At 56.6% G+C, this 19,185-nt stretch carries 27 protein-coding genes; 6 read left to right on the top strand and 21 right to left on the bottom strand.

Annotated elements, in window-relative coordinates; genetic code table 11:
• The first annotated feature begins 368 nt into the window (after positions 1 to 368).
• The gene (locus ACREYQ_RS32435) at positions 369 to 830 is read left to right on the top strand and encodes a hypothetical protein (RefSeq protein ID WP_432263385.1); all 462 of its coding nucleotides are present in this window, start codon (positions 369 to 371) and stop codon (positions 828 to 830) included.
• Between the two features lie 301 nt (positions 831 to 1,131).
• Here the strand turns inward: ACREYQ_RS32435 and ACREYQ_RS32430 are convergent, their stop codons facing one another.
• From ACREYQ_RS32430 to ACREYQ_RS32400, 7 genes are all read right to left on the bottom strand, one after another.
• Positions 1,132 to 1,419: a hypothetical protein gene (locus ACREYQ_RS32430; protein WP_432263384.1), complete on the bottom strand. Its 288-nt coding sequence runs from the start codon at positions 1,417 to 1,419 to the stop codon at positions 1,132 to 1,134.
• 155 nt (positions 1,420 to 1,574) lie between these two features.
• On the bottom strand, positions 1,575 to 1,838 hold the full coding sequence (locus ACREYQ_RS32425) for a DUF3846 domain-containing protein (RefSeq protein WP_432263383.1): 264 nt from the start codon (positions 1,836 to 1,838) through the stop codon (positions 1,575 to 1,577).
• 254 nt (positions 1,839 to 2,092) lie between these two features.
• A complete protein-coding gene (locus tag ACREYQ_RS32420; protein WP_432263382.1) occupies positions 2,093 to 3,040 on the bottom strand; it encodes a hypothetical protein in 948 nt (315 codons plus the stop codon).
• Between the two features lie 799 nt (positions 3,041 to 3,839).
• Complete coding sequence (locus tag ACREYQ_RS32415) at positions 3,840 to 4,058, bottom strand: hypothetical protein (RefSeq protein ID WP_432263381.1); 219 nt, start codon at positions 4,056 to 4,058, stop codon at positions 3,840 to 3,842.
• A 293-nt stretch (positions 4,059 to 4,351) separates the two neighbouring features.
• Positions 4,352 to 4,531 (bottom strand): hypothetical protein, encoded by a 180-nt coding sequence (locus ACREYQ_RS32410; RefSeq protein ID WP_432263380.1) that lies wholly within the window; start codon positions 4,529 to 4,531, stop codon positions 4,352 to 4,354.
• Between the two features lie 212 nt (positions 4,532 to 4,743).
• Positions 4,744 to 4,950 (bottom strand): hypothetical protein, encoded by a 207-nt coding sequence (locus tag ACREYQ_RS32405; protein ID WP_432263379.1) that lies wholly within the window; start codon positions 4,948 to 4,950, stop codon positions 4,744 to 4,746.
• 11 nt (positions 4,951 to 4,961) lie between these two features.
• Positions 4,962 to 5,402, bottom strand: coding sequence for a hypothetical protein (locus ACREYQ_RS32400; protein ID WP_432263378.1), 441 nt, complete (start codon positions 5,400 to 5,402; stop codon positions 4,962 to 4,964).
• A 149-nt stretch (positions 5,403 to 5,551) separates the two neighbouring features.
• Between ACREYQ_RS32400 and ACREYQ_RS32395 the strand changes: the two genes are divergently transcribed.
• From ACREYQ_RS32395 to ACREYQ_RS32380, 4 genes are all read left to right on the top strand, one after another.
• Complete coding sequence (locus tag ACREYQ_RS32395; RefSeq protein ID WP_432263377.1) at positions 5,552 to 6,214, top strand: hypothetical protein; 663 nt, start codon at positions 5,552 to 5,554, stop codon at positions 6,212 to 6,214.
• A gap of 33 nt (positions 6,215 to 6,247) precedes the next feature.
• On the top strand, positions 6,248 to 6,628 hold the full coding sequence (locus tag ACREYQ_RS32390; RefSeq protein ID WP_432263376.1) for a hypothetical protein: 381 nt from the start codon (positions 6,248 to 6,250) through the stop codon (positions 6,626 to 6,628).
• A gap of 37 nt (positions 6,629 to 6,665) precedes the next feature.
• Positions 6,666 to 6,950 carry a hypothetical protein gene (locus ACREYQ_RS32385; RefSeq protein WP_432263375.1) on the top strand — a complete coding sequence of 95 codons (285 nt, stop codon included), beginning with the start codon at positions 6,666 to 6,668 and terminating at the stop codon, positions 6,948 to 6,950.
• Positions 6,951 to 7,028: 78 nt separating this feature from the next.
• On the top strand, positions 7,029 to 7,247 hold the full coding sequence (locus ACREYQ_RS32380; RefSeq protein WP_432263374.1) for a DUF4031 domain-containing protein: 219 nt from the start codon (positions 7,029 to 7,031) through the stop codon (positions 7,245 to 7,247).
• A gap of 521 nt (positions 7,248 to 7,768) precedes the next feature.
• Here the strand turns inward: ACREYQ_RS32380 and ACREYQ_RS32375 are convergent.
• The 14 genes from ACREYQ_RS32375 to ACREYQ_RS32310 all read right to left on the bottom strand — a co-directional run bounded on the left by ACREYQ_RS32375 (position 7,769) and on the right by ACREYQ_RS32310 (position 17,626).
• A complete protein-coding gene (locus ACREYQ_RS32375) occupies positions 7,769 to 8,005 on the bottom strand; it encodes a hypothetical protein (protein WP_432263373.1) in 237 nt (78 codons plus the stop codon).
• Between the two features lie 63 nt (positions 8,006 to 8,068).
• Positions 8,069 to 8,407: a hypothetical protein gene (locus ACREYQ_RS32370; RefSeq protein ID WP_432263372.1), complete on the bottom strand. Its 339-nt coding sequence runs from the start codon at positions 8,405 to 8,407 to the stop codon at positions 8,069 to 8,071.
• A gap of 160 nt (positions 8,408 to 8,567) precedes the next feature.
• Complete coding sequence (locus ACREYQ_RS32365; protein WP_432263371.1) at positions 8,568 to 9,545, bottom strand: DUF7221 family queuine tRNA-ribosyltransferase-like protein; 978 nt, start codon at positions 9,543 to 9,545, stop codon at positions 8,568 to 8,570.
• Between the two features lie 326 nt (positions 9,546 to 9,871).
• A complete protein-coding gene (locus ACREYQ_RS32360) occupies positions 9,872 to 10,060 on the bottom strand; it encodes a hypothetical protein (protein WP_432263370.1) in 189 nt (62 codons plus the stop codon).
• 372 nt (positions 10,061 to 10,432) lie between these two features.
• On the bottom strand, positions 10,433 to 10,879 hold the full coding sequence (locus ACREYQ_RS32355) for a hypothetical protein (protein ID WP_432263369.1): 447 nt from the start codon (positions 10,877 to 10,879) through the stop codon (positions 10,433 to 10,435).
• Positions 10,880 to 10,929: 50 nt separating this feature from the next.
• Positions 10,930 to 11,244 carry a hypothetical protein gene (locus ACREYQ_RS32350; protein ID WP_432263368.1) on the bottom strand — a complete coding sequence of 105 codons (315 nt, stop codon included), beginning with the start codon at positions 11,242 to 11,244 and terminating at the stop codon, positions 10,930 to 10,932.
• Positions 11,245 to 11,487: 243 nt separating this feature from the next.
• Positions 11,488 to 11,757, bottom strand: a complete 270-nt coding sequence (locus ACREYQ_RS32345; RefSeq protein ID WP_432263367.1) for a hypothetical protein — start codon at positions 11,755 to 11,757, stop codon at positions 11,488 to 11,490.
• Between the two features lie 70 nt (positions 11,758 to 11,827).
• Positions 11,828 to 12,178, bottom strand: coding sequence for a hypothetical protein (locus ACREYQ_RS32340; protein WP_432263366.1), 351 nt, complete (start codon positions 12,176 to 12,178; stop codon positions 11,828 to 11,830).
• Between the two features lie 69 nt (positions 12,179 to 12,247).
• Complete coding sequence (locus ACREYQ_RS32335; RefSeq protein ID WP_432263365.1) at positions 12,248 to 13,087, bottom strand: queuosine salvage family protein; 840 nt, start codon at positions 13,085 to 13,087, stop codon at positions 12,248 to 12,250.
• A gap of 646 nt (positions 13,088 to 13,733) precedes the next feature.
• Positions 13,734 to 14,018: an H-NS family nucleoid-associated regulatory protein gene (locus ACREYQ_RS32330; protein ID WP_432263364.1), complete on the bottom strand. Its 285-nt coding sequence runs from the start codon at positions 14,016 to 14,018 to the stop codon at positions 13,734 to 13,736.
• 345 nt (positions 14,019 to 14,363) lie between these two features.
• Positions 14,364 to 15,620 (bottom strand): DNA methyltransferase, encoded by a 1,257-nt coding sequence (locus ACREYQ_RS32325; protein ID WP_432263415.1) that lies wholly within the window; start codon positions 15,618 to 15,620, stop codon positions 14,364 to 14,366.
• Positions 15,621 to 15,849: 229 nt separating this feature from the next.
• Positions 15,850 to 16,332, bottom strand: coding sequence for an H-NS family nucleoid-associated regulatory protein (locus ACREYQ_RS32320; protein WP_432263363.1), 483 nt, complete (start codon positions 16,330 to 16,332; stop codon positions 15,850 to 15,852).
• A gap of 407 nt (positions 16,333 to 16,739) precedes the next feature.
• Positions 16,740 to 17,105 (bottom strand): hypothetical protein, encoded by a 366-nt coding sequence (locus ACREYQ_RS32315; protein ID WP_432263362.1) that lies wholly within the window; start codon positions 17,103 to 17,105, stop codon positions 16,740 to 16,742.
• A 14-nt stretch (positions 17,106 to 17,119) separates the two neighbouring features.
• Positions 17,120 to 17,626, bottom strand: a complete 507-nt coding sequence (locus ACREYQ_RS32310) for a hypothetical protein (protein ID WP_432263361.1) — start codon at positions 17,624 to 17,626, stop codon at positions 17,120 to 17,122.
• 1,048 nt (positions 17,627 to 18,674) lie between these two features.
• Between ACREYQ_RS32310 and ACREYQ_RS32305 the strand changes: the two genes are divergently transcribed.
• Positions 18,675 to 19,043: a hypothetical protein gene (locus tag ACREYQ_RS32305; RefSeq protein WP_432263360.1), complete on the top strand. Its 369-nt coding sequence runs from the start codon at positions 18,675 to 18,677 to the stop codon at positions 19,041 to 19,043.
• Positions 19,044 to 19,185 lie beyond the last annotated feature (142 nt).

Below are 19,185 nucleotides of genomic sequence, written 5' to 3'. Positions count from 1 at the left end.
TGGCAGACGGTGTGCGAGAAGTATGACAACAAACTCCCCTCGCTCTTGCCAGGTGACGCAGCAGGAGAAAGAGTCCGTGCGTGCGCATGAGTTGCTGGCAGGAGCGTCGCAGAATGGCCAACACCGGCCGGTCGTGACGTACGCGCGCTTCTGGGGGTATGGTGTCGCCTGGACTAGAGTTATGGTGAAAACTGCCTTCGGATAACTCTGTAGCTGCAAGTGCCCACCAAATGATCCCCATCTACCCTGACCTTGAGTGGTATGCCGCTCGAAGTGCTGAGCGCAAGCTACCTGCTCGCTGCCCGCACGCGAATGCTCATTCTTGCCCCCGGTACTACCAGAGTATCGCGCTCCTCGGCGAGATTGGCATGTCCACGCAGATGGATCATAAGCAGGACAAAGAACTACTAGCCTATTGGGAGGCCACGCCGCTCTGGCCACTGGTAGATGAACACACGACAAGCATCGTCAACAAGTCACTGTTTGCAAATTTTTGCCCTGAAGTCTCGTTCGACCGATTTGGCCTTTTCGCTTCATACCTCGCTCGGTATGCAGACGAGATCGACAGAGAACTAGCAGAACAGTGGCTTGCTAGAAATGGGGCGTCCCCCAAGAGTTGGGCGTGGAACTGGCAGACCGTCCAGGAAATGCACTACACAGATTGCCCGCTATATGCGCAATTGCCCCTCAAGGGCTCGCCACCGACCGCGGTGAAGCCAGGAGACGTTCTCACCATCAAGCCGGCCCTTTGGGGCATTTCGATCGATATAAAACAACTTATTGCGTTGGGTATTCGATGGTGGCGCAAACGTGCCGGGAAGGACCACTGATGCATGCGAGCTGCTCGGGTCGAACTAGGACGGTCGATCCTGCCATACAGTCGCGCTCCCTACTGCACGACTCTTGCATTCCAGCATGCGATGAGGGTATCAACTGGAAATGCGGATACCCAAATGAAAAAAGCCCAAGGAACATAGTCCCTTGGGCCTCTTGGAGGTTACGGCATCAAGCGTGCCGCTTGTGCTCGCCAGAATGTTTGGCTTTCTCGTCTTCAAGGTGGTTGGAAATGACCCAGACCCCACCTCCGACAAACAGAGCGCCCAGGAAGGCGATTGCTAGAGCCAGAGCCATTTACTCCCCCTTGCTAAGGATCGTACCGATACAGAATAGTAGCACACCAGCAGTCAGCAGCAGGAAGGCCTGAAGAGCCGTCCACGATGACCAATGGCTTGCAACTATCAATGTAACAAGGCCGATAAAACTTGCCGATGACAGCGTGTGAAGAAACCGCCCCATGGCCTCCATTTGTTTCAGGGTAGGCCGTAGTAACGCCTGTTTCGCGAGCCCGAAGACGGGTTTCACGCGCTCGTAAACAAGTTGAAATTTGTGACAAAGTCGGCTCTTTTGCCGATCAGCCATCGTTATCTCCTGAGGTAACGAAGAGCCACCCTTGCGAGGTGACAATCCGGGTTGAATAGGCCTTACAGGAGGTAATGCGGGACAGACGAGAGTATGCGTGGGAGGTCACAGACAGACGCGCTCGCCATCCAGCGGATATCGATGCGTCGCACGAATCACAAATGCTCTACACCCTCTTCCCGGCTCAGGACGACGACATTGCCACGAATTGTGGTGCCAGCCAACGCGGTAGCCAAAGGGTTCAGCGGGAGCATGCGAAGGTCCGCATCCTCGTTCAGAACAATGAAGCCTCCGTCCCTGATCCGGATGGCAGTGAAATAGCCGTCCACGGCCTTTTGCAAGATTTGAAGCGTCTCAACATCATAAGACCCGAGTCCGATTGACTCACGGCCAGCGTCATAGCGGAGAATCTCTGCCATATTGATCGACCTGTCTCGACTCACTCGTACCTTGCCTGCGTCAACGGTGGCATTGAATCGCGCGGCGACTCCTGCCGTTTGCGAGAGAACCGTCTCTGACGTAAGCCCCTCGATCAGTTGATTCGCATTCTATCTGGACTTCCTAGGTCCAGCCCAGTCTTCGAGCTCTGCTCACGAGGTCAAGAAACTGGCAGCAAGACAATGTGCAAAAAGAAAATCGCCGCGGAGGGTATCCGCGGCGAGAGGGTCTTACGTTACTGGCACCGGAAGACAACGATCCCGCCCACGTCGCCGCTGCTCGGCGTCGTGGTGCCGTAGGCCACCACCAGGTAGGGTTTGTTCACATCCGAACCGACCGTTTCAGCGATCACGGTGGAACCGCCGGCGGACATGGGCATGTCAACCAAAATCGAGTTCTTCGACACCACGACGTTGTGATCGGCACCAATGTCGAGCGACAGGCTGAAGGAAATCAACTTGTTGCTCAGGTTGATGCTGGCCGTGCTGGTCGCCCCGTTGAACGAACCGGGAGCAACCGAACCATCCAGGCTCGTTGGCTTCGTCGACTTGTCGTAGACGCAGCTCAGCGTACCCGTACCGGAACCGGAATACAGATCCAGCGGGATGCCGACCATGTATGGTGCGCCTTGGTTCGTATTGATGTTCTGCGTGTTGCTCGTCGAGGAGGTCGTCACGTCAAAATGCCCTGCCGACCAACGACCAATCGCATACTGACCATTGCCGGTCACATCATCGATTTCGGCGACATCCGACAGCTTCACCGTCATGGCCCCACTGCTGGCCGCAAGAACGGTAAAGGCACCCTCCGGCGTAACGCTCTGCGCCGAATACGGCACCGTGAGCGCAGACAGGAAGTTGCCGGCCAGGCCCGTCGACTTCAACGCATTGCCGGCGAACAATACCGTCAAGTTCTGCGACCCAACCAGAGACGCGCTGCCAGTCACCTTCAAACCCGGTGTCACCGGATTCGGGGTGGACGGCGTCGCAGGCGTCGTCGGATTGGCCGGTGTCACAGGAGTCGGCGCGGTCGGCGTGGTCGGCGTGGTCGGCGTCGGCGTCGTGATGATCGGGCCAGCACTGCTGGTCGGCTTCACCTCATCGCCACCGCCACCACCACATGCGGCAAGAATCAGCGAAGCTGAGATTGCCACCAGAACACGCAAAGACTGAGTCGATTTCATATTAAAGCTCCATGGGAAGTTGGATTGGAAAAATGAAGGCCTGACGAGATCAGGATTTCGGCCTTGCCCATGGGTATGGATGACAGTCGAATGTAATCGGGAGCGTCCTGCCAGGCACGCATATGGCGCCACACAAGGTAGGATTCCAAAAAGAAAGCCCGCCATCGTCAGAGACGGGGCGGGCGTGTGTTCCGAGGTGCAATCGTGTCAGGCGACAGCCCACTCGACAGCGTTGGCGACATCGTCGCATTCGACCGGAACGCCACCTTCCTTTAGCGTAAGGAGAAAGGCCTCTCGGCTGCAAGGAACGGCTCCGCCGGCTGAGACGGGTGAGAAATCGACCCCGCCTGAATGGTAGCGAACTCTGTCGAACCGGTTCAGCGTATCTCGCTGAAACCAGGTTACGTCCCCAGGGAGCAAAGGCAACGCCTGCATTCGACATGACGCCAGAATAAACTCAGCTGCCGCATTCGTAACGGAGGCGCCAGATCGTAGATCGCTATCTGCCAACAAACCGTACCACTTCCGACCGCCTTCGGTATCGACACTAACCAGTACGACCCGCACCTCACGGCTGAAACATGGCCCTCCATCGGCCCTGCAATGGACTCGAGCCGGGGTGGACATGTTGGATTTGGCGAACTCCCCTGTGAAAACTTGATGCCTCATACATAGCTCCTGAATGGTAAAAGGGATTGGTCTTGCTTTCGGGGATGGCGCACAGCCGCGTGCACGACCAAAAGAGAAAGGCCCTATCCGAAGAGGATAGGGCCACGCTGGTAAAAGGGTGATCAGCGAGTTAGAAACCCTCGGATGCACCAAGCGCATAGCGCTGTTTCGCAATTTGAACGAGTGATTCCTCGTAGAGGCGACGGTCGGGATCGCTTGCCAGGCCAGTAACGTTGAGATAGTGGTCAAGCAACGCGGTCAGGCGTGACTTGGTGCGTTCACCCGAATTGGCAAATACTTCCAGAGCGCAACGGGCAGCATTGGGCAGTTGGTTAAGGTTGAGAGGCATATGTGTCCTTCTCCTGTAAGGGTTGGGTTGATCTTGCAAACGGAGATGCCTCACACCCTTCTCTACCTGAAACGCTCGGCCGAAGTTCCCCTGTTGGTGGCTTTTACCCCGAGGTAGCGCAATCAGTAATGGCTGTCAAGGCGCCTTTGGCGTCAGCGCAATCCTTCCGCGGCGTGAAGGCCGGGGCTTGCCGCGCAAGCATGGCCAAATGACACAGCACCAAGTAACTCAAGGCGAAAAAAATAACCCCCAGCCACGTGAAGTGAACAGGGGGCTTGGTCTTACAGACCGTGTTACGAGTCGAGAACGCAGGCGTCGATCGTGTGATCCTCGATGTTGCTACGCAACGAATCGCGGAGTTCTTCAGTGGTCTCGCTGTCGTAGCATTGGAAGCAGTGATCCTCCAGGATGCCAACAATGGCGGAGCGATCCATGCGATTGATGGAGGTGTGCTGGGCTTGCGAAAGGGTCATGCTGATCTCCTTGGGTGAATGGCCGCTTGCGGTGGCCTTACAACCTCGAGATGTAAAACACGCGAAGTGAACGCGGTCTCAAGCGCTCTACGCTGTGGCGCAGGAAAAAGGATGAGCTGCACAAAGAAAAACGGCCGCCTGTTGGAAGGCGGCCGGGGACATTAATTTGAGATGGCGATGGCTGTTACGCCATCACTCGACGATCTCGATCTTCATTGGTGGGCACTCCCATTGGACTGGCGAGCCATGACCATCGCATTGGCTACGGCCGTATCGAAATCGACAGCCTTTGCGTAGAGATCGCGTGCCACGGCTTCGGTACAGCCGGACCGGCTCATGATCATGGTGATGAGCGCAGCATTGCGCTCGGCCTGCTGGCGCGCATCTCGGCGTGCCTTGGCTTCCTGGTACTTGGTCATGGAATTACTCACTACGTTGAAGGATGGATCTTGATCTGAGTATCGACTCCATCGACCGAGTCGTCCAGGATGAACGGTGGGCTGATCTCGGTGTACCGGTTCGCATCGATTTGTTGACGCACGAAGTCGTTCACTTCGTGCTTCGGCACGTCTGCGGGAACAAACACCTGAAGAGTTTCTCGCTCCCATACGGCCTGATCGCGATGTACCTGCACCAGCATGCCGCCGGAAGCCCTCGCAGACTGCTCTGCCAGGTCAGCCGGCTTCTCAACGATCCTTGCAGCCGCGCCGTCACCGTCCACATTCACAGTGACGGTTACGTCTCCGTGCGTCACAGTTGCGTTCCATGATTCGAGCTTTCGATCGCGTATATCGTCGAGAGCAAAGCGAGCCGCTTCTTCGGGGTTTGCTGCCGTCACAGATACAGGGAACAGCACTTCGTAGTCGCACATACTATCTCCTTGAGAGGATGGGTTGAGCTTGCGTACGGCTATGAGTCACAGCTACCAGTAACTATTCACAAGGACAGATCAACGATGCTTGAGCAAAAACACACCTCATAGTATTATGCATACGCGTTACATAACCACGGGATAGCGCCATGGGTGAAGCCCGCCGCAAAAAACTGCTTCAGGCCGCAGCAACGTCGGCTCCAACGATTGACCAGATAGAGGAACGGGTTGAGATCGCCCGGGTCTCGGGCGCCATCAGGAAGCTCTCGGAAGCAGCCAGCGCACACCTGGGGCGAGACTGCCATCTGCATGCGGCGTTGTGCCGCGAGATACTCTCGATGCATGGGGTGGAGACCAGGCTGGTGATTGGTTTTGCTGCCTGGCGTGTCGGCGACGGGCATGGCGATGTGATTCTGCACGCGCCGATAGCCAATATGATTCCTCAAGGACAGGCCGTTCCCTTCCACGCATGGCTCGAAATCGGGCCAGCGGAAAGCAGGCACCGGATCATCCTGGACTTCACCACATATCAGCTTCGCCAAAAGGCGGCCGAGATGGATCAGCTCGACGGCGGACGGACAACAGTCGAATGGTGCCCAGATTACCTGGCGGCGCAAGCAACCCAGATCTCATCCCTGAAGCAAGTCACCATGAAGAACAAGGGCCTGTTCTTCTACCAGCACAACAGCGAGGTGGAGCGGAGAATCCTCCGAGACGCACGCTCGCTCGACCAAGAGGATCTCGACGCGTTGTTGATCCTCTATCGAAACCCCCACGTTCAGGTCTTCGGACCAAATGACCAGAACCGTTAGTCCGGAAAGTCAAAGCGGGGATCAAACTCCCACATGACTACCGCACTTTCTCCCACAATCAGCAGAGAACTGGAGAAAACAATGAAAAAGTTTCTAGCCACCCTCCTCCTGGCATCCCCACTGGCCCACGGCGCTGCTGGCACGGAAGCCATCGTGCTGATCGGTATCGATGCCAGCACCGAAGGCGAACAAAGCATTGTCGTGGCCGGTTCGCAAAACGACTGCAAGTACACAGGCGTCGTGCAGCGGAACACAATTGGAAAGAGTGCTCTTGGAAGGCCGGTGTACCAGTGGAGTATTACGGCTACGCAAGCTAATTGCTCGGACGGCGCCTCACGCCCTATCACCTTGAGCGCAAAAGTTTACATGACACCGAAAGCGGGCGACAAGATCCTGCTGGTTCCATCGGAGTAACGACCGGACCTGTTGTGACACATTCTCTAGGAACTCCATGAATACTTTCATCACTGGGTATGGCGAGTTAATCGCCAGCGCTCTCAGGAATCGAGGAAGTCGGAAGGACGATTTCGAGTACGACGCTGATCATCATGAGTATCGCTACGTCATCAGGATGTGTCAGCAGCTTGCAGGGTCTATCAGGGCCAATACGGGGAAATGCATCGATCTGAGCGAAGTCCTCCGTGTAGAGCGCATGGCATCGGGTCATGCGGACTATCAGAGTAAGTTCGCCGTCTACTGCTGGGAACTTGGCGCCGGCACTTCGCGCCAGAACTGATTACTCAAGAAGCGAGAATCGATGGCGACATATGTGGACGACGCTGCAATAGAGTGGAGGGGGAAGAAGCGCTACCATATGACGGCCGATACCTTGGCAGAGTTGCATCAATTTGCCGAAAGTATTGGCGTTAAGCGTTGCTGGTATCACCGCGGAGCGCGACATCCACACTACGATATCACCACCGATCAAAGGGAACACGCCATTCAGGCGGGGGCACTTTCGATCGGAAGTCGTGAGCTGCTGGTTATTGCCAAGGGCATCGATCGATCGGCAGTCAACGCAGGAAATGGCTAGTCAGAGACAGTTCCAAAGGAATAGGAGGAGCGAGCAACATGAGCACAATCGACTGCGAGGGCGTAGCTGTCGAAGTTGAGGGCGCCGAAGGTGTCCTACCAGCACCATGGTTCTCGACGTACAACGGGTCTTGCGCCCCTTCGGTAAGCATTTTCTCACTCAGTCCTTTCCCAGCCCACGCCTTCTGCGGGAACTCGCCCTGGGAAGACCATGTCATCATCGCCCATCAGGGCGTCGAGCCGTATGCAAGACGCGCGGGCAAAAGCATTGACGAGTATTTGCTGACGTTGATCCGCCAGGCGCCCAAACGCGGGGCGTACTGCGCTCGCTGCCCGAATCAGTCGTGCGCCAACGGGAGCCGATGATTGGGCCTTTTGCTAGTCTAAGTTGCGCCGATCGAGTCTGACATCGCTTCAATGGCAAGTCTGTATCTGCATTCGCTCTCAACGAGAAAACCCCAGGCCTGATGATAGGCTCTGGGGTCGATGCGATTATGGACTTATGCCGTGCGCAGACGGTACTCAGGAAATGCGTTCGATCTTCGGCGCGGCTTCGGCATTGACCAACATTTCGTTGACGCGAACACTGTAGCCACGGGACATCCTCACATCTCGAGGCTCAGATCGGCCCGTGTCGCGCAGCCAGGCGCCAACGCACCAGGCCATACCAGCGGGACTGCTCGTGTAATGAGGGCAGGTGCTACCACGTTCTGCTGCGAAACCTTCCTTTGCGAACGGGGTAAGATCGTTCTTTGCCATGCGTGTATCTCCTGTTTGAGGTTGACTTGCACCTCCGAGATGCTCCACACCGATCAAGAAGGATTATCCGTTCCCGCGGACGTACGCGACAAACTGCGCAAATGTACGATCGATCACGAAATGCAAAGATTCGTACCGCTCGTCCCAGTAGAACTCTTGCAGAATAGGGAATGACAGTGTTACATCCCCGGCCTTTATTTGGCGCTGCTTGGACAACAGGCTCCGAAGGATCTCTCCGAGAACATCTATATCGCCGAAGGAGGTCCCAAGAGCATCCGCCTTGGGAATCATTGTCGGCTCGCTTCTGAGGGCCACCGGTGTCGCTGTCAATAGTTTCAGCGCGAGTTCGCGTTCTGCGCCCTCGACATTGAGTACATCCAACACATCCTCCAGTTCTTCCACCCAACACTCCTGATATCCGAAATCTACGTTCACGGTATTGTACCGCCCTCCCCGCGCACAGAATGAACTCCCGTCCTCAAGCCAGAAAGAGAAAGACCCCACCGAGCTAACACTCTGGTGGGGTCATAGGGTTTGAGGCAGGTCGACGACAGCCTTTGGCTCAGCCGAATAAGTTCAGCCGGAACTGATCGCCAGGGATTGGCCTCATCCGATTCGCTGCCGCAGACATCCAGCGGCTCATTTCTGAAGAGCGATGCGCGATCGAGTTGGAGATCCCGGACTCTCGGGCTTTGATGCGAGCACCAAAGTCGTAGGCCATCGAATCAACTGACGCTACCCAGTCAAGCATCTTCACTTCAGAAAGGGCAGCTCCTTTCACCCCGAACAAATGTAAACGAGAACCTTTCGGCAGCTTTCCTTCCAACGCGGCAAGAACTGCGAAGAGCCCGTGCTTCGGATGCTTCAGGTTTCGACGGCACACCGAGCCAACGCCGATCAGCGCCGGCGCGGCCAACCAGGGCTGCCACCTCTCCCATACAGCATTGAGCAGGTCTAAGCTACGTTCGTAGTCACTTACCGACCAACCCTGCACGACGGGAACTGGAGGTCTCAGCATGCTAGCCACGACACTGGCGGAACAAGTCTTCGCGAGCTGGTTCTGCCACTCGTAGAGGACTCGCAGAACTCCCTCCAGCAGGGTGGCCGTTGCATTGATCCGAAAGTCAATTTCCTCCTGGTTGTGAGCAATCTCAGGTTCACAGCACAGGTCCGGCTGCGACCACCAAGACGCACCACACAGTGTTGCGAACTCGATGTACTGCTCGTAAGTCCAGGGGAAAACACCAGCCATGCCTCTCTGTGTGCCCTTCGCCTGCCACATCTTCATTGCTGTATAGCCAGCGCTATCCATCGCGAAGTCGAGCTCAGAGAGATCAGTGGCTTGCGGGAACTGGAAGCTTTGAGTAGCCGGCTGCCAGAACGCGTTGGCACTTACCATTACCGGAAAGCCCTCGTTGAAGGCATGGAAGGCCAGTTTTCCACCTTTATGCGGTATGCCCACCCGCATGACAAGGCCGTCGTCCAGCACCGCGTTGCCTTGTTCAACGGGCAAACCCATCATTTCTCGTACCATTTCCATCCTCCGTATTAGTAATCCCTGCTACGGGTAATGGTTCACATGGGTCGTGAAATGGGAATTGCTGCACGCATGCCGACGCGCGGCTGTCATCACGACGCCATCGCCGCGGGCCAATGAACAAACCCCTCCGCGGCATGCCGGGAGGGGTTGGGGGGTTACTATCAGCCTAGGGCAACGGCAGCAAGTGCGCATTCGCGGTAGCGAGCGCCGACGCTGCGCAGCGCAACCGCGTCAACTGGTCGATGGCGCAGAATTCCTTCCACCAACTCGTCAAGATCCTTGTTGGGGTTCTTGTCGATTTCCTCGATGAGCGCTACAGCGGAGTATTACAGCTGGGGGTCCTTGAGCGTGGACAGCCATGGTGACAGCTTTTCATGTTCGAGCCGTGCCAGCTCGAACTCTGCCCTGGCTGCCGCGTCACGCGACGGGAAGGTGAAATCTCCAGGCGCACCAAGATCGGTGCGTCGGGGGTCGCAGACGATACGCCACTTCTTGTCGACGTAGTTCTTGCTCACGCAACCAATCGAGCCAGATGGGTAGCGAACGTTGCTGACGTACCAGCCTCCGTGGCGCCATTTTTCGTATGCCGGCGTCCATTGCGTTGATGCCATTTTTCGTTCTCCTTGAGAGGTTGTCGCGGGAAAGACGCGGTTGTATGTGGCAGGAGATGAACCACATGCGATCGTAACAACCTTGGCGCAGACAAAGTTCAGTCGCAATGAGGCGCGGCGAACCCTTTTTCTGTGGCGCGCAGTAAGCTAAGTCGTTGATCCGGCTGGTCGTGCCAGAGCAACTACTCCGGCGGCCTACGGAGGACGAGGAGGAGGAGGTGGTGGTGGTGATCAAAAGAAAAGCCCTCAATCTCAGCGAGATGGAGGGCTGTGTGGTTACGAAGTAACGGCGGTCTTCAGGACTATCGTTCCATCGTCCATGTTGATGCACCATGGCGCTTTGTCTAGCAGATCGCTCAACACTACCAAGCGCGCGTCATTCTCAGGAGTGTCCTCGCCCTTTGCGGTTACCAGCTCACGCCGTTCGGTTTCCGCCTGGAGTGCACGAAACTCTCGTTCGGTCATCGTCGATATGTCCACAAGTTCGCGAATGCGCGCCTCAAGTTGCACGCCTTCATCGGGAACTTGGAAGTCCTGCTCGAACGAATCCGGAATTACGCTCCATTCGATTACCACCCCGCTTCGATCTGCCAGAAGCAGATTGCGAGCAATCAGCCAGATCTCAAAGTCTTGGGAGGATAGGTTGCTTCCCACCCAGATGACGAGATCATCGGTTTCGTCAGTGGAGCCATCAAAGCCGCGCAGTACGAGTTCGAATTTCATCGTTACGATCCTTCAGATAGGTTGATGGAAGTTGTTATCGCCCTCGCAATTCAAACGGCAGCGGTTGCGCGCACATAGGCACCTACGTCCTGGCGTACCAGGCGCTGGCAGTCCTCTGGCATCTTGCCAAATGCGATCCGCCGGCCAAGATGTCGTCCGGGAGCCGCGGAACAATACAGACCAATCCCGTGAAACGGCATGGCGTTCATCCCGCGAGCACCGAATGCGCCGTTCCTCTCCTCATCGAACATGTACACCGCGGTGTACCGGTCAAGAGTCTTACCACCGTTGTCGTAAAGCCGGACCTGCTTGGCTATGACTTCTTCCACGGTGACTGGCCTTTTCTGCTTGGCGTTTTGTTGCATCCTTGATCCTCCAGAGTTGAACTTGCCTCTGGGTATGGAGAACAGTGATGCGTACTTGCGCCAAGCCGCCGCGGTCAATGCCAACGACTCCCATGGCAGCCCGAAGACGACAAAAAGATACCAGACCGACGTCGGTACCCTGCCAGGGGGCGTGCACAACTGGAGCAATGAAAAACCCCCGAACTTCCGATGGAAGAAACGGGGGTGGTGATGGGGGGTTGAACTAGCCGGACCGGCCAGCGCTTATTGCACAGGCTTGATCTCGATGATCTTCTCTTCGGGGATGCGGATACCGTAGATGTCCGCATCCGAGTAGAGGATGCCGTTCTTGTCTTCGATGAAGCTCAGATCCCCAACAACCCACGGATCAGAACCGCCATCCAGCTTCCGGCATACCGTACCTGCCGGCACGGTCACCGTGTACTTGAAATGGCTGCCGGAGGCACCGAACGTCGTCGTGATCTCTTCGGAAGTTTTGCCAGTGTGGGTCCACGGCGTTTGCTTGCTCTTCATTACCAACTCCTGATCTGACTTGACAAATTTTACCGCGAACTGCGGGTGCGAGTGTCATTGAATGCGACGGTCAACCTTTGCTGAAGCGCCGCCCCGGACCATCGTTGTAAGCAACACGACCAGGCGTGAACTTGCCAGACCATGAAAAGCCCTGCTCCTTCACCCCCTTGCGGACGTTCAGCTTACGAGAAGCCTCACCGCGCTCCTGGTGAATCTCGCAGTGCGCCTGCTCGACCAATAGCAGGAATTCGATGTCGTCTTGAGCGATCAGCAGCTTCTCGCGCAGACGCTTGCGGCCGGCGATCTGCTTACCGAGGATGGCGGCACAGATTGCGGCGATGGTGCTGGTCAGAATACTGCCGACTGCGCTGATAATCGCTGCCTGAACCGCGGGATCACTCCAGTGAAGGTAGGTTTGCATTCTTTCTCCTGAAAGGTTGTACTTGCAGGAGAGTTATGTGCAACGCGGAGACGTAAGGACTGGCGTCCCTCAATATGCCGTCGTGACCGTCAGGTGAAATGGACTCTCTGGTAAGTGCCGCTGCCGCCACAGCCATCCGTCGACCAGGGAAGCACCTACGCCGAAGCACTTGGCAATCTCATCACAAGCCAACACTGCCGCCGCCCGGATCGAGAGCTCAGCAGGACTGCCATGGGTAATGAGCCTTCGCCCATCCACGAGTTCTGCGAGGTCCGGGGCGTACACAAGCACCCCCAAGTGGCGCAGCACATTCGGCACCTGGTAGTCAGCAAAGGCAAACAGGTCCTCTTCAACCCATATACCGTTCGCACGGTACTCAGCCACCATGAGGATCAGAGCAAGTTGCGCTTTCTTCAGGAACGTATCGCCAAAAGCGGTCGGAAAAGCATCGGCGATCAATTCAGCCGCATCAACGCCAACGGCGCCACTGACAAGCAGCTCATCAAGGCGCCCGGTAACTTCACCTAGTCGCGGGGACATGAGCACATCGAACAGCATTGCTGCGCGGGATGAAGGGTCAGGTATCGCTCCAAAATATGCAACGACCTCCACGGTCGAGGTGCAGCATGCCAGGATACCCGAGCCAGGCGACGACCTCGCACCCCATGCTCGATCAAACCCAAGCGTCATTGCGGGTGCGCCCACCAGTCCCTCGTGACTATACCGCCGGAACGTGCTCCCTTCCCCTTCCCAGAATCGATACTGGAGTGAGGTCATAGCAAGCAGATAGGGAATGGCTTTGGCCTGCTGGCCATGTCGCAGATAGAACGGACGGCCGGACTGATATAGACCCAAGGAATCGAAATCCGCCTTCAGTGCGCGAATCGCATCGTGGTCGATATGAACCAACGAGGCATCGTGCAATGAGGCAATCAAAGACCGAGCCCTCTGCTGGCACATAGGTGATCGCCCTAGCTAACCTTCCAGGCCTTAACTGACCACTCGCAGGGGCGAGGTCAGGCGGACAAACAGTACAACGCCGCACAAAGCCAAGCCGCCGCCTGCCATAAGCAGGCTCTTGTGACGGATGCCTTCCTTCCCGCTGACGACTGCCAACATCGCAACGCTCGCATACGGACAGAGATCCAGTAACGTTTGCATCTTAAGCCCTTGATTCGTGAGAGTCTGGAGTTCGAGATGCCTTAGTCGTGACAATGCATAACAAGTACCAATAATACAATACTTGAGTGAATCGACAAGCAGGCCGCCTATCGAGCCAGAGCCTACCAGGTGGTCCTGTAACCGAGCCCAGTGGCCGCAGCCGAGGCAGCGCCTCTCACACAAGAACCAAACGAAAAGGCACCAAACGACCCGAAATCGCACAGCCAGTGAAGGGTGGCCAGCAGTTTGTCAAAGGCCGAAGCATCGCTTAGGAACCAATTTGCTACCAGGAGGGAACTCTGCGTACGAAAAAAGGCGCCGAAGCGCCTCTTGTCTAGCCCAGTGCACCGAACAGAGAAGAGTTGATCGCTCTCTTCGGGCCGAAGCCCGGCTCTTACTCCGCAATCAGGAACCGGTCACGGTTTTTGCCGATCCACAGCGGAGCTCGACCTCGCCCAGACCAGGTAGCACCCGTCTTTGGATCACGATACTTCGGAGCAACCGGCCCGGTCTTCCCACGCTTGCGGCGACCGCCGATCTCTTCGATGCTGATGTCATATTGAGCCATGAGATCGCGGATTTGCTGGATCGCGGCGCCTAATTCAGCCAGACGTGCTTCCTCGAGTTGAGCCTCGAGCTTCTCTTTGTCCGCAAGTAGATCCTTGTATGACTTGGCCATTTTCCACCTATTAGGTTGTACCAACTTGGCATATTACAGCACCAGCCGCGATACAGCCTCAATCCGCATTCTTTAAGCAATGCGATCTAATACCGATTCTAGCTTCCACTGATAAGCGAGGAGGTCGCGTAGCTTGACCGGAACGTTAGTGAATTCGTCCAATGACAAAACCAAAAGGCCCGCCGTTTTACGGGCGGGCCTCGTGGTGCAAGGTTGGCCAACAGGCCATTCCAACTCAGGAGCGTCAGAATTCGGGAATCACGTACGATAAAACACTCAACATGAGTATATCTAACCGCAGATTCCAGATCCGAGCAAGCACTATTACCCCGGGGCAATTCGTACCTACCGGCCCCCGACAGCTTGAAGCGCGGGATGAAGGCCGAAGCCAGCAGATCCGCGGAACAATTCGGCGGCGCCACGAATGTATTGCAGAATCCATTCCGTCACCAACCAGCGACGCCCAAGACGTTCGGCTGCCAAGCCTGTACGGACAGTGCCACCGAATGGGTCGACAACGAGCTCACCAGGTGTCGTAAGGAGCCGGATGAAAAAATCGGGGATATCGGTCGGCTGCATCGCCCCATGGAGGGGCAGGCCGAGGTCGCGTGCGTGCCGACGATACGCTCTTGTGTCAGCGCAAGCGTGGCCACGCTCGATCACGTTGCGCGGGATCTTGCCCTCGGTGATGCGCCCATAGGAGTCGGGGCGAATCCGATATGCACCGTCACCATAGACTGCGGACCTGTTCGCACCACCGGCCCGCATCAGCTTTTGCTGACGTTCGGTGTGCGCCTCGAGGACGCGTCTGTTGTCCGACCGTACAAGAGATGGGTCGTTTGTCATCCACAACACCGGCTCGTAGCTGGCTGTAAGCTGCACCCGGTTGACGCAGGCCCACCACGTCGGCCCAGGGGGCTTCGAATAGTTTACCCACGGGATGCGGTCCATCAAGCTGAGCCCAAGCCGATCATGCAGCGCGAGAGTCAGCCTCTCGATGTAAAGCGAGCGAGCTGGACTCTTGTGTTCGAAAACATCTTGCCCCAGATTCAGAACGATGCTGCCGCCAGGCACCAAATTGCGCACGATTGGCTCGAGCGCTGCGCAGAGGAAGTCGACGTACTGGGCCTCGCTTGGATTGCCGTAGGCCCTCGGTTGACGCAAGGGGTACGGCGGTGAGGAAACCATCAAGGTGATAGGCTCGTCGAACCGCTGAAACACGTCCTCACATCGGCTCCAAATGGCAACCCCCAGGTCTGTACTGAACGCGAGCAACTTGACCTCATTCGCAGCTTTGTGAAGGCCCTTCCCTGCCTCTTCAGTGAGCCGCCAGACACCGCGCTGGCCATCTACACGTTCGATCAGGCCCAACTGTTTTAGGCTTTGCTGGTGCCATCTCACCCTCCTGCGCGCGGGGCTATGCATTGCGCCGGCGGCGCCGATGGGCACACGCACTTCGAGATCCTCCTTGGCGAGCCCGCCCCGCTCGGCGAGGATGGCATACAACTCATTGTTATCCAGAACACCTGCCGTGGACTCTGCATAAGCCGCGGCCACTTGGCCGAACAAGTCAAGTTGCGAGAATTCGTTTCGTCGGGTCATTTGCTTTTTGGATTCATAACACGTATCTATAATACGTTGCATGCCCATAACTGCGCAATCCAAAACAAAGAACACCTGGGGTTTGAGGTAAAGGCGGCCGAGGCAGCCAACCGATTGAGTGTCGGCCTCACGGTCGCGCTAGCGGCCGTCAGGGCGCCCCAAGGGGCGAGTCTGACTCCTCGACGGAAGAATGCCAGGGATGTCTTATGACTAGGCTGCGTCGGGTTGCCTAACGGCCCCGGAGATCCGATTCGGTAAGGCCATGGGCTTTGGCCTCCCTAAACCACAGCGGCGCCCTACCTCGACCAGACCACGTGTGAGAAGGGTCAATCGGGTCGCGATACTTAGCTCTGACCTGCCCTTCCGGCTCATGCCGGGGACCTTGGAGATCGCGCACATTGAGGCCGTATTGCTCAATGATGCCTTTCACGTGCTCGATCCTTTGCTCACGAGCTGCTCTCTTCTTCAACTCAATTGAAATTGCTTTATCCGCCCCCCTCAGCGCCGCGGCCGCATATACCTTGAGCGCAGAGAAATCCATGCGGTAGTGGAACAGGACTCTAGACCTGTGCAACCCTTTCCCGACGGCCCCCTTCCGTTGGGAAATCTCCCTCGCGATGAGCCGTCGAGCCGACTCCAACTCAAAGTCCGAGTGGGATGCGAGGTCCGATATGTCGATTTCCAACATACCTTGAATCAAGGACATGGTCATGGCGCACCTCGCCGGCAAAGAACAGGGGGATTTCCCAATTTTAGGAAAGGGGCTGAGAAAGCCAAAAACCAAAAGGCCCGCCGTATTACGGGCGGGCCTCGTGGTCGCAAGGTTGGCCGTCAGGCCATTTTCCAACTCAGGAGCGTCAGAATTCTGTGGTTGATCATTAACTACTCAACATGAGTATATTTAACCGCATCTCACAGAGATTGGCAACAACAATTACCCCGGGGTACATCACCCATCCGGTCTCACAAAGGGCAAAGCGCGGTTCAATGCTCTCGGGTCCGCACTGAATGCCAGGCGGACTAGGCGACTTCACAATCAAATTGACGCATCGAAAATAACCCAACATGTCGTGCCGGGTGTAGCACCAGCCTTCTTGGATTTCCACCGCCTACATAGGCTCATTCCGTGGCGCCGCCGGCGCTTTGCAAACTTAAGCCTGCCGGCCTGGCGCTCCAGCGGGTGTCCTGGTGACTCCTCCATTCCGGATCGACAGTGGCAACCGCGGCGTCGACCTCCGGATAGCCGAAAGAACCTCGATCGTCCGGAAACACGAGCCTAAAAGCATCTGCCAGCCCATAGCCGAACTTTTGCACGAGCACGCCGGCCAGCGCCGGCGTCTCTGCGCCGCGGGCAACATCCTTGCGTCGATCGCTGGCGTACTCAGCAAGCCTGGCGCTGAGTAGTGCGGCTGCTTCTGATGGTGTCATCTGAATATAGCCTTTGCTCGGTAGTGAATTAATGACATGCAGCAATTCTAGCGGCATAGCTGACGGCAAACCTATCCTTGCTCGGTCGTCCTGGGGCTTGAGACCAGCGCACGCAAGACGGCCGCTGTCAGTGCCTCCATGCCTGCGTGGTCATGCTGCTTGCGATACCGCTCGTACTGAGATCTCAGCGGTAGCAAGAGACGTTCAATTTCGTTTGTCCGCTTCGCGTCAGCCTCGAGCTTCTTGACCCGCACCTCGGAATCGACCTGTTCATCCCGAACTCGCCAATCAATCAGGTCTGCCTGGACCGCCCACTGACGGGCGTACCTCGCCTCCGCGATGCCGCGCGCAGAATTGGCGCTGAATGACGCACCAGAATAGACTACGCCGATCGCACGTTCGAACTTCTTTGAATGCCCGAACAGCCTCTCATCGTCTAGCTTTCCATCTCGGATCGTCCGAATGGAGACCGCCACCTTCCCGTTCGCCAGCAAGCGCTTGCCACAGTAGACAAAGTCCATATCCGTGATCTCTTCCACCCCGGTGGCTCCGGTGCTGCTGCACGATTCTTCGCTCATCAGAGCCTCCCTTTGCTTCGCAGTCCGTTGGAAGCCGCCAGTAGGTCAGCCTTGAAACCTGATTTTGCTGCGACGATTCTTGTGAGGCACCACACGCCGACCTTTGTGCGCGACTTGGAGCACGTCCTGCCATCGTTCTTTGTAGGCATGATTAACGTCCACGGCAGTACTTGCGGTGACGAAGCAGCGCAAGCGTCGGCGCTTCGCGCTGACATTCGCGGCAACGTACCCAATTCGCGCCGGCATCACCTTCAGGGCGAGATGGGTTTCTGGGGTCAGCCTGCGCAACGAGCCCCTGACGTAGCTTCTCGTGTCTGTTTTCCATTTTCCCCCTCTATCGGGCTGCTACCAGCTGAGATCTGCTGATGGAAGCCATGCCTCCATCTATGACTACAGCGAGCTCAATCGGCCCGGGCAACCTAGCCGCCTGTGCAAAGAACTGATCCAGCCGAATCGCCGGAATCTCCACGACCTCACCTGCATTGATCCGGGCAATCAGTTGGTAAGCTTGAATCATCGCTTTGATCTACTCAGGAAGAGTTGCCTGACGCACAAGTTGGCGGCAAGCCAGGCAGACAGGTGACGCAGAAATGGGTACGCCCTTGGTTGAGTCACGCCAAAACGAGCGCGCATAGTCAGAGCATGACGCACTCGTCGAGCGTTCGAGCCACCACCTCGTCTTCGTCACCACAGCAGGAAACTGGACGGAACAAAGACTTTTCATACATAACACGTAGCTATAATACTCGAAGCTGGCTGTTTTGACAAGGAATGCCACGCGCCCGCAAGACAGATTGAAGCGAGGGTCCGCGCATGCGCTTCTGTTATGACAAGGGCCGCCCGCGGCGGCCCTTGTATGGTTCATAGTCGAGTATGCACTTCTGATCCGCGCCGAAATTGCACTACTGTTCGAACGTCACATTCCATGTCATCTCCTGAAGGGTCCGTTTGCCAAGCAGATGCGGCACACGCAAGCATAAGGATGTATAGACGCCCTTGTTGAGCATCACCCCAATGCAAGGCCTTCACAACTCAACAGGAGAATGCAATGTACTTGAACGCCCAAACGCAGGACACCACTGCGGATTTGATGGTCTTTCGCACCAGCCGCTCAAGCGGCCCAATGGGCGAAGCAATGCGCGAGCATCTTGGAATGAACGTAAGCCACAGTCTGAATTTGCGAGGCAATGCGCCGGCCTTCTCAATGGAGAAGGGCAAAATGACGGTGAGGGACTGGGAAAGTGGCAACCTGCTCCCAGACTTCCGAGGCATCGCTTACGACTACATGTCCCGAGCATTCGTACTGCTCGGCTGGGATGAAGGGGAACGCAGCATCAACTACCTGCTATCGCCAAGCCTCACTCAGGCAGAAGCAGAAGCCAAAGTTCTGATAGAACGTCTCGGCATGAAACTGTAACAAACCAGGCCCGCCCATCCTTCGGAAGCGCGGGCTGTACTTATTTGACGCGCGAGATCTGCTGAATGACCTATAGGCTCACAGAGTCGGAGGTGGCGAATCACTGAAAAGGAAACCCCCACCTAGCAAGAGCTGGGTGGGG

The sequence above is a fragment of the Cupriavidus sp. TMH.W2 genome, assembly GCF_050847365.1.
Taxonomy (GTDB): domain Bacteria; phylum Pseudomonadota; class Gammaproteobacteria; order Burkholderiales; family Burkholderiaceae; genus Cupriavidus.
The sequence above is the reverse complement of the archived record's forward strand: the minus strand, read 5'-3'. Positions and strand labels throughout refer to the sequence as shown.

Excerpts from the sequence above, each read along its gene's own strand:
- ACREYQ_RS32435 (WP_432263385.1), top strand. The coding sequence starts at position 369 with ATGTCCACGCAGATGGATCATAAGCAGGACAAAGAACTACTAGCCTAT.
- ACREYQ_RS32430 (WP_432263384.1), bottom strand. The coding sequence starts at position 1,419 with ATGGCTGATCGGCAAAAGAGCCGACTTTGTCACAAATTTCAACTTGTT.
- ACREYQ_RS32425 (WP_432263383.1), bottom strand. The coding sequence starts at position 1,838 with ATGGCAGAGATTCTCCGCTATGACGCTGGCCGTGAGTCAATCGGACTC.
- ACREYQ_RS32420 (WP_432263382.1), bottom strand. The coding sequence starts at position 3,040 with ATGAAATCGACTCAGTCTTTGCGTGTTCTGGTGGCAATCTCAGCTTCG.
- ACREYQ_RS32415 (WP_432263381.1), bottom strand. The coding sequence starts at position 4,058 with ATGCCTCTCAACCTTAACCAACTGCCCAATGCTGCCCGTTGCGCTCTG.
- ACREYQ_RS32410 (WP_432263380.1), bottom strand. The coding sequence starts at position 4,531 with ATGACCCTTTCGCAAGCCCAGCACACCTCCATCAATCGCATGGATCGC.
- ACREYQ_RS32405 (WP_432263379.1), bottom strand. The coding sequence starts at position 4,950 with ATGACCAAGTACCAGGAAGCCAAGGCACGCCGAGATGCGCGCCAGCAG.
- ACREYQ_RS32400 (WP_432263378.1), bottom strand. The coding sequence starts at position 5,402 with ATGTGCGACTACGAAGTGCTGTTCCCTGTATCTGTGACGGCAGCAAAC.
- ACREYQ_RS32395 (WP_432263377.1), top strand. The coding sequence starts at position 5,552 with ATGGGTGAAGCCCGCCGCAAAAAACTGCTTCAGGCCGCAGCAACGTCG.
- ACREYQ_RS32390 (WP_432263376.1), top strand. The coding sequence starts at position 6,248 with ATGACTACCGCACTTTCTCCCACAATCAGCAGAGAACTGGAGAAAACA.
- ACREYQ_RS32385 (WP_432263375.1), top strand. The coding sequence starts at position 6,666 with ATGAATACTTTCATCACTGGGTATGGCGAGTTAATCGCCAGCGCTCTC.
- ACREYQ_RS32380 (WP_432263374.1), top strand. The coding sequence starts at position 7,029 with ATGACGGCCGATACCTTGGCAGAGTTGCATCAATTTGCCGAAAGTATT.
- ACREYQ_RS32375 (WP_432263373.1), bottom strand. The coding sequence starts at position 8,005 with ATGGCAAAGAACGATCTTACCCCGTTCGCAAAGGAAGGTTTCGCAGCA.
- ACREYQ_RS32365 (WP_432263371.1), bottom strand. The coding sequence starts at position 9,545 with ATGGAAATGGTACGAGAAATGATGGGTTTGCCCGTTGAACAAGGCAAC.
- ACREYQ_RS32355 (WP_432263369.1), bottom strand. The coding sequence starts at position 10,879 with ATGAAATTCGAACTCGTACTGCGCGGCTTTGATGGCTCCACTGACGAA.
- ACREYQ_RS32350 (WP_432263368.1), bottom strand. The coding sequence starts at position 11,244 with ATGCAACAAAACGCCAAGCAGAAAAGGCCAGTCACCGTGGAAGAAGTC.
- ACREYQ_RS32345 (WP_432263367.1), bottom strand. The coding sequence starts at position 11,757 with ATGAAGAGCAAGCAAACGCCGTGGACCCACACTGGCAAAACTTCCGAA.
- ACREYQ_RS32340 (WP_432263366.1), bottom strand. The coding sequence starts at position 12,178 with ATGCAAACCTACCTTCACTGGAGTGATCCCGCGGTTCAGGCAGCGATT.
- ACREYQ_RS32330 (WP_432263364.1), bottom strand. The coding sequence starts at position 14,018 with ATGGCCAAGTCATACAAGGATCTACTTGCGGACAAAGAGAAGCTCGAG.
- ACREYQ_RS32325 (WP_432263415.1), bottom strand. The coding sequence starts at position 15,620 with ATGACCCGACGAAACGAATTCTCGCAACTTGACTTGTTCGGCCAAGTG.
- ACREYQ_RS32320 (WP_432263363.1), bottom strand. The coding sequence starts at position 16,332 with ATGACCATGTCCTTGATTCAAGGTATGTTGGAAATCGACATATCGGAC.
- ACREYQ_RS32315 (WP_432263362.1), bottom strand. The coding sequence starts at position 17,105 with ATGCCGCTAGAATTGCTGCATGTCATTAATTCACTACCGAGCAAAGGC.
- ACREYQ_RS32310 (WP_432263361.1), bottom strand. The coding sequence starts at position 17,626 with ATGAGCGAAGAATCGTGCAGCAGCACCGGAGCCACCGGGGTGGAAGAG.
- ACREYQ_RS32305 (WP_432263360.1), top strand. The coding sequence starts at position 18,675 with ATGTACTTGAACGCCCAAACGCAGGACACCACTGCGGATTTGATGGTC.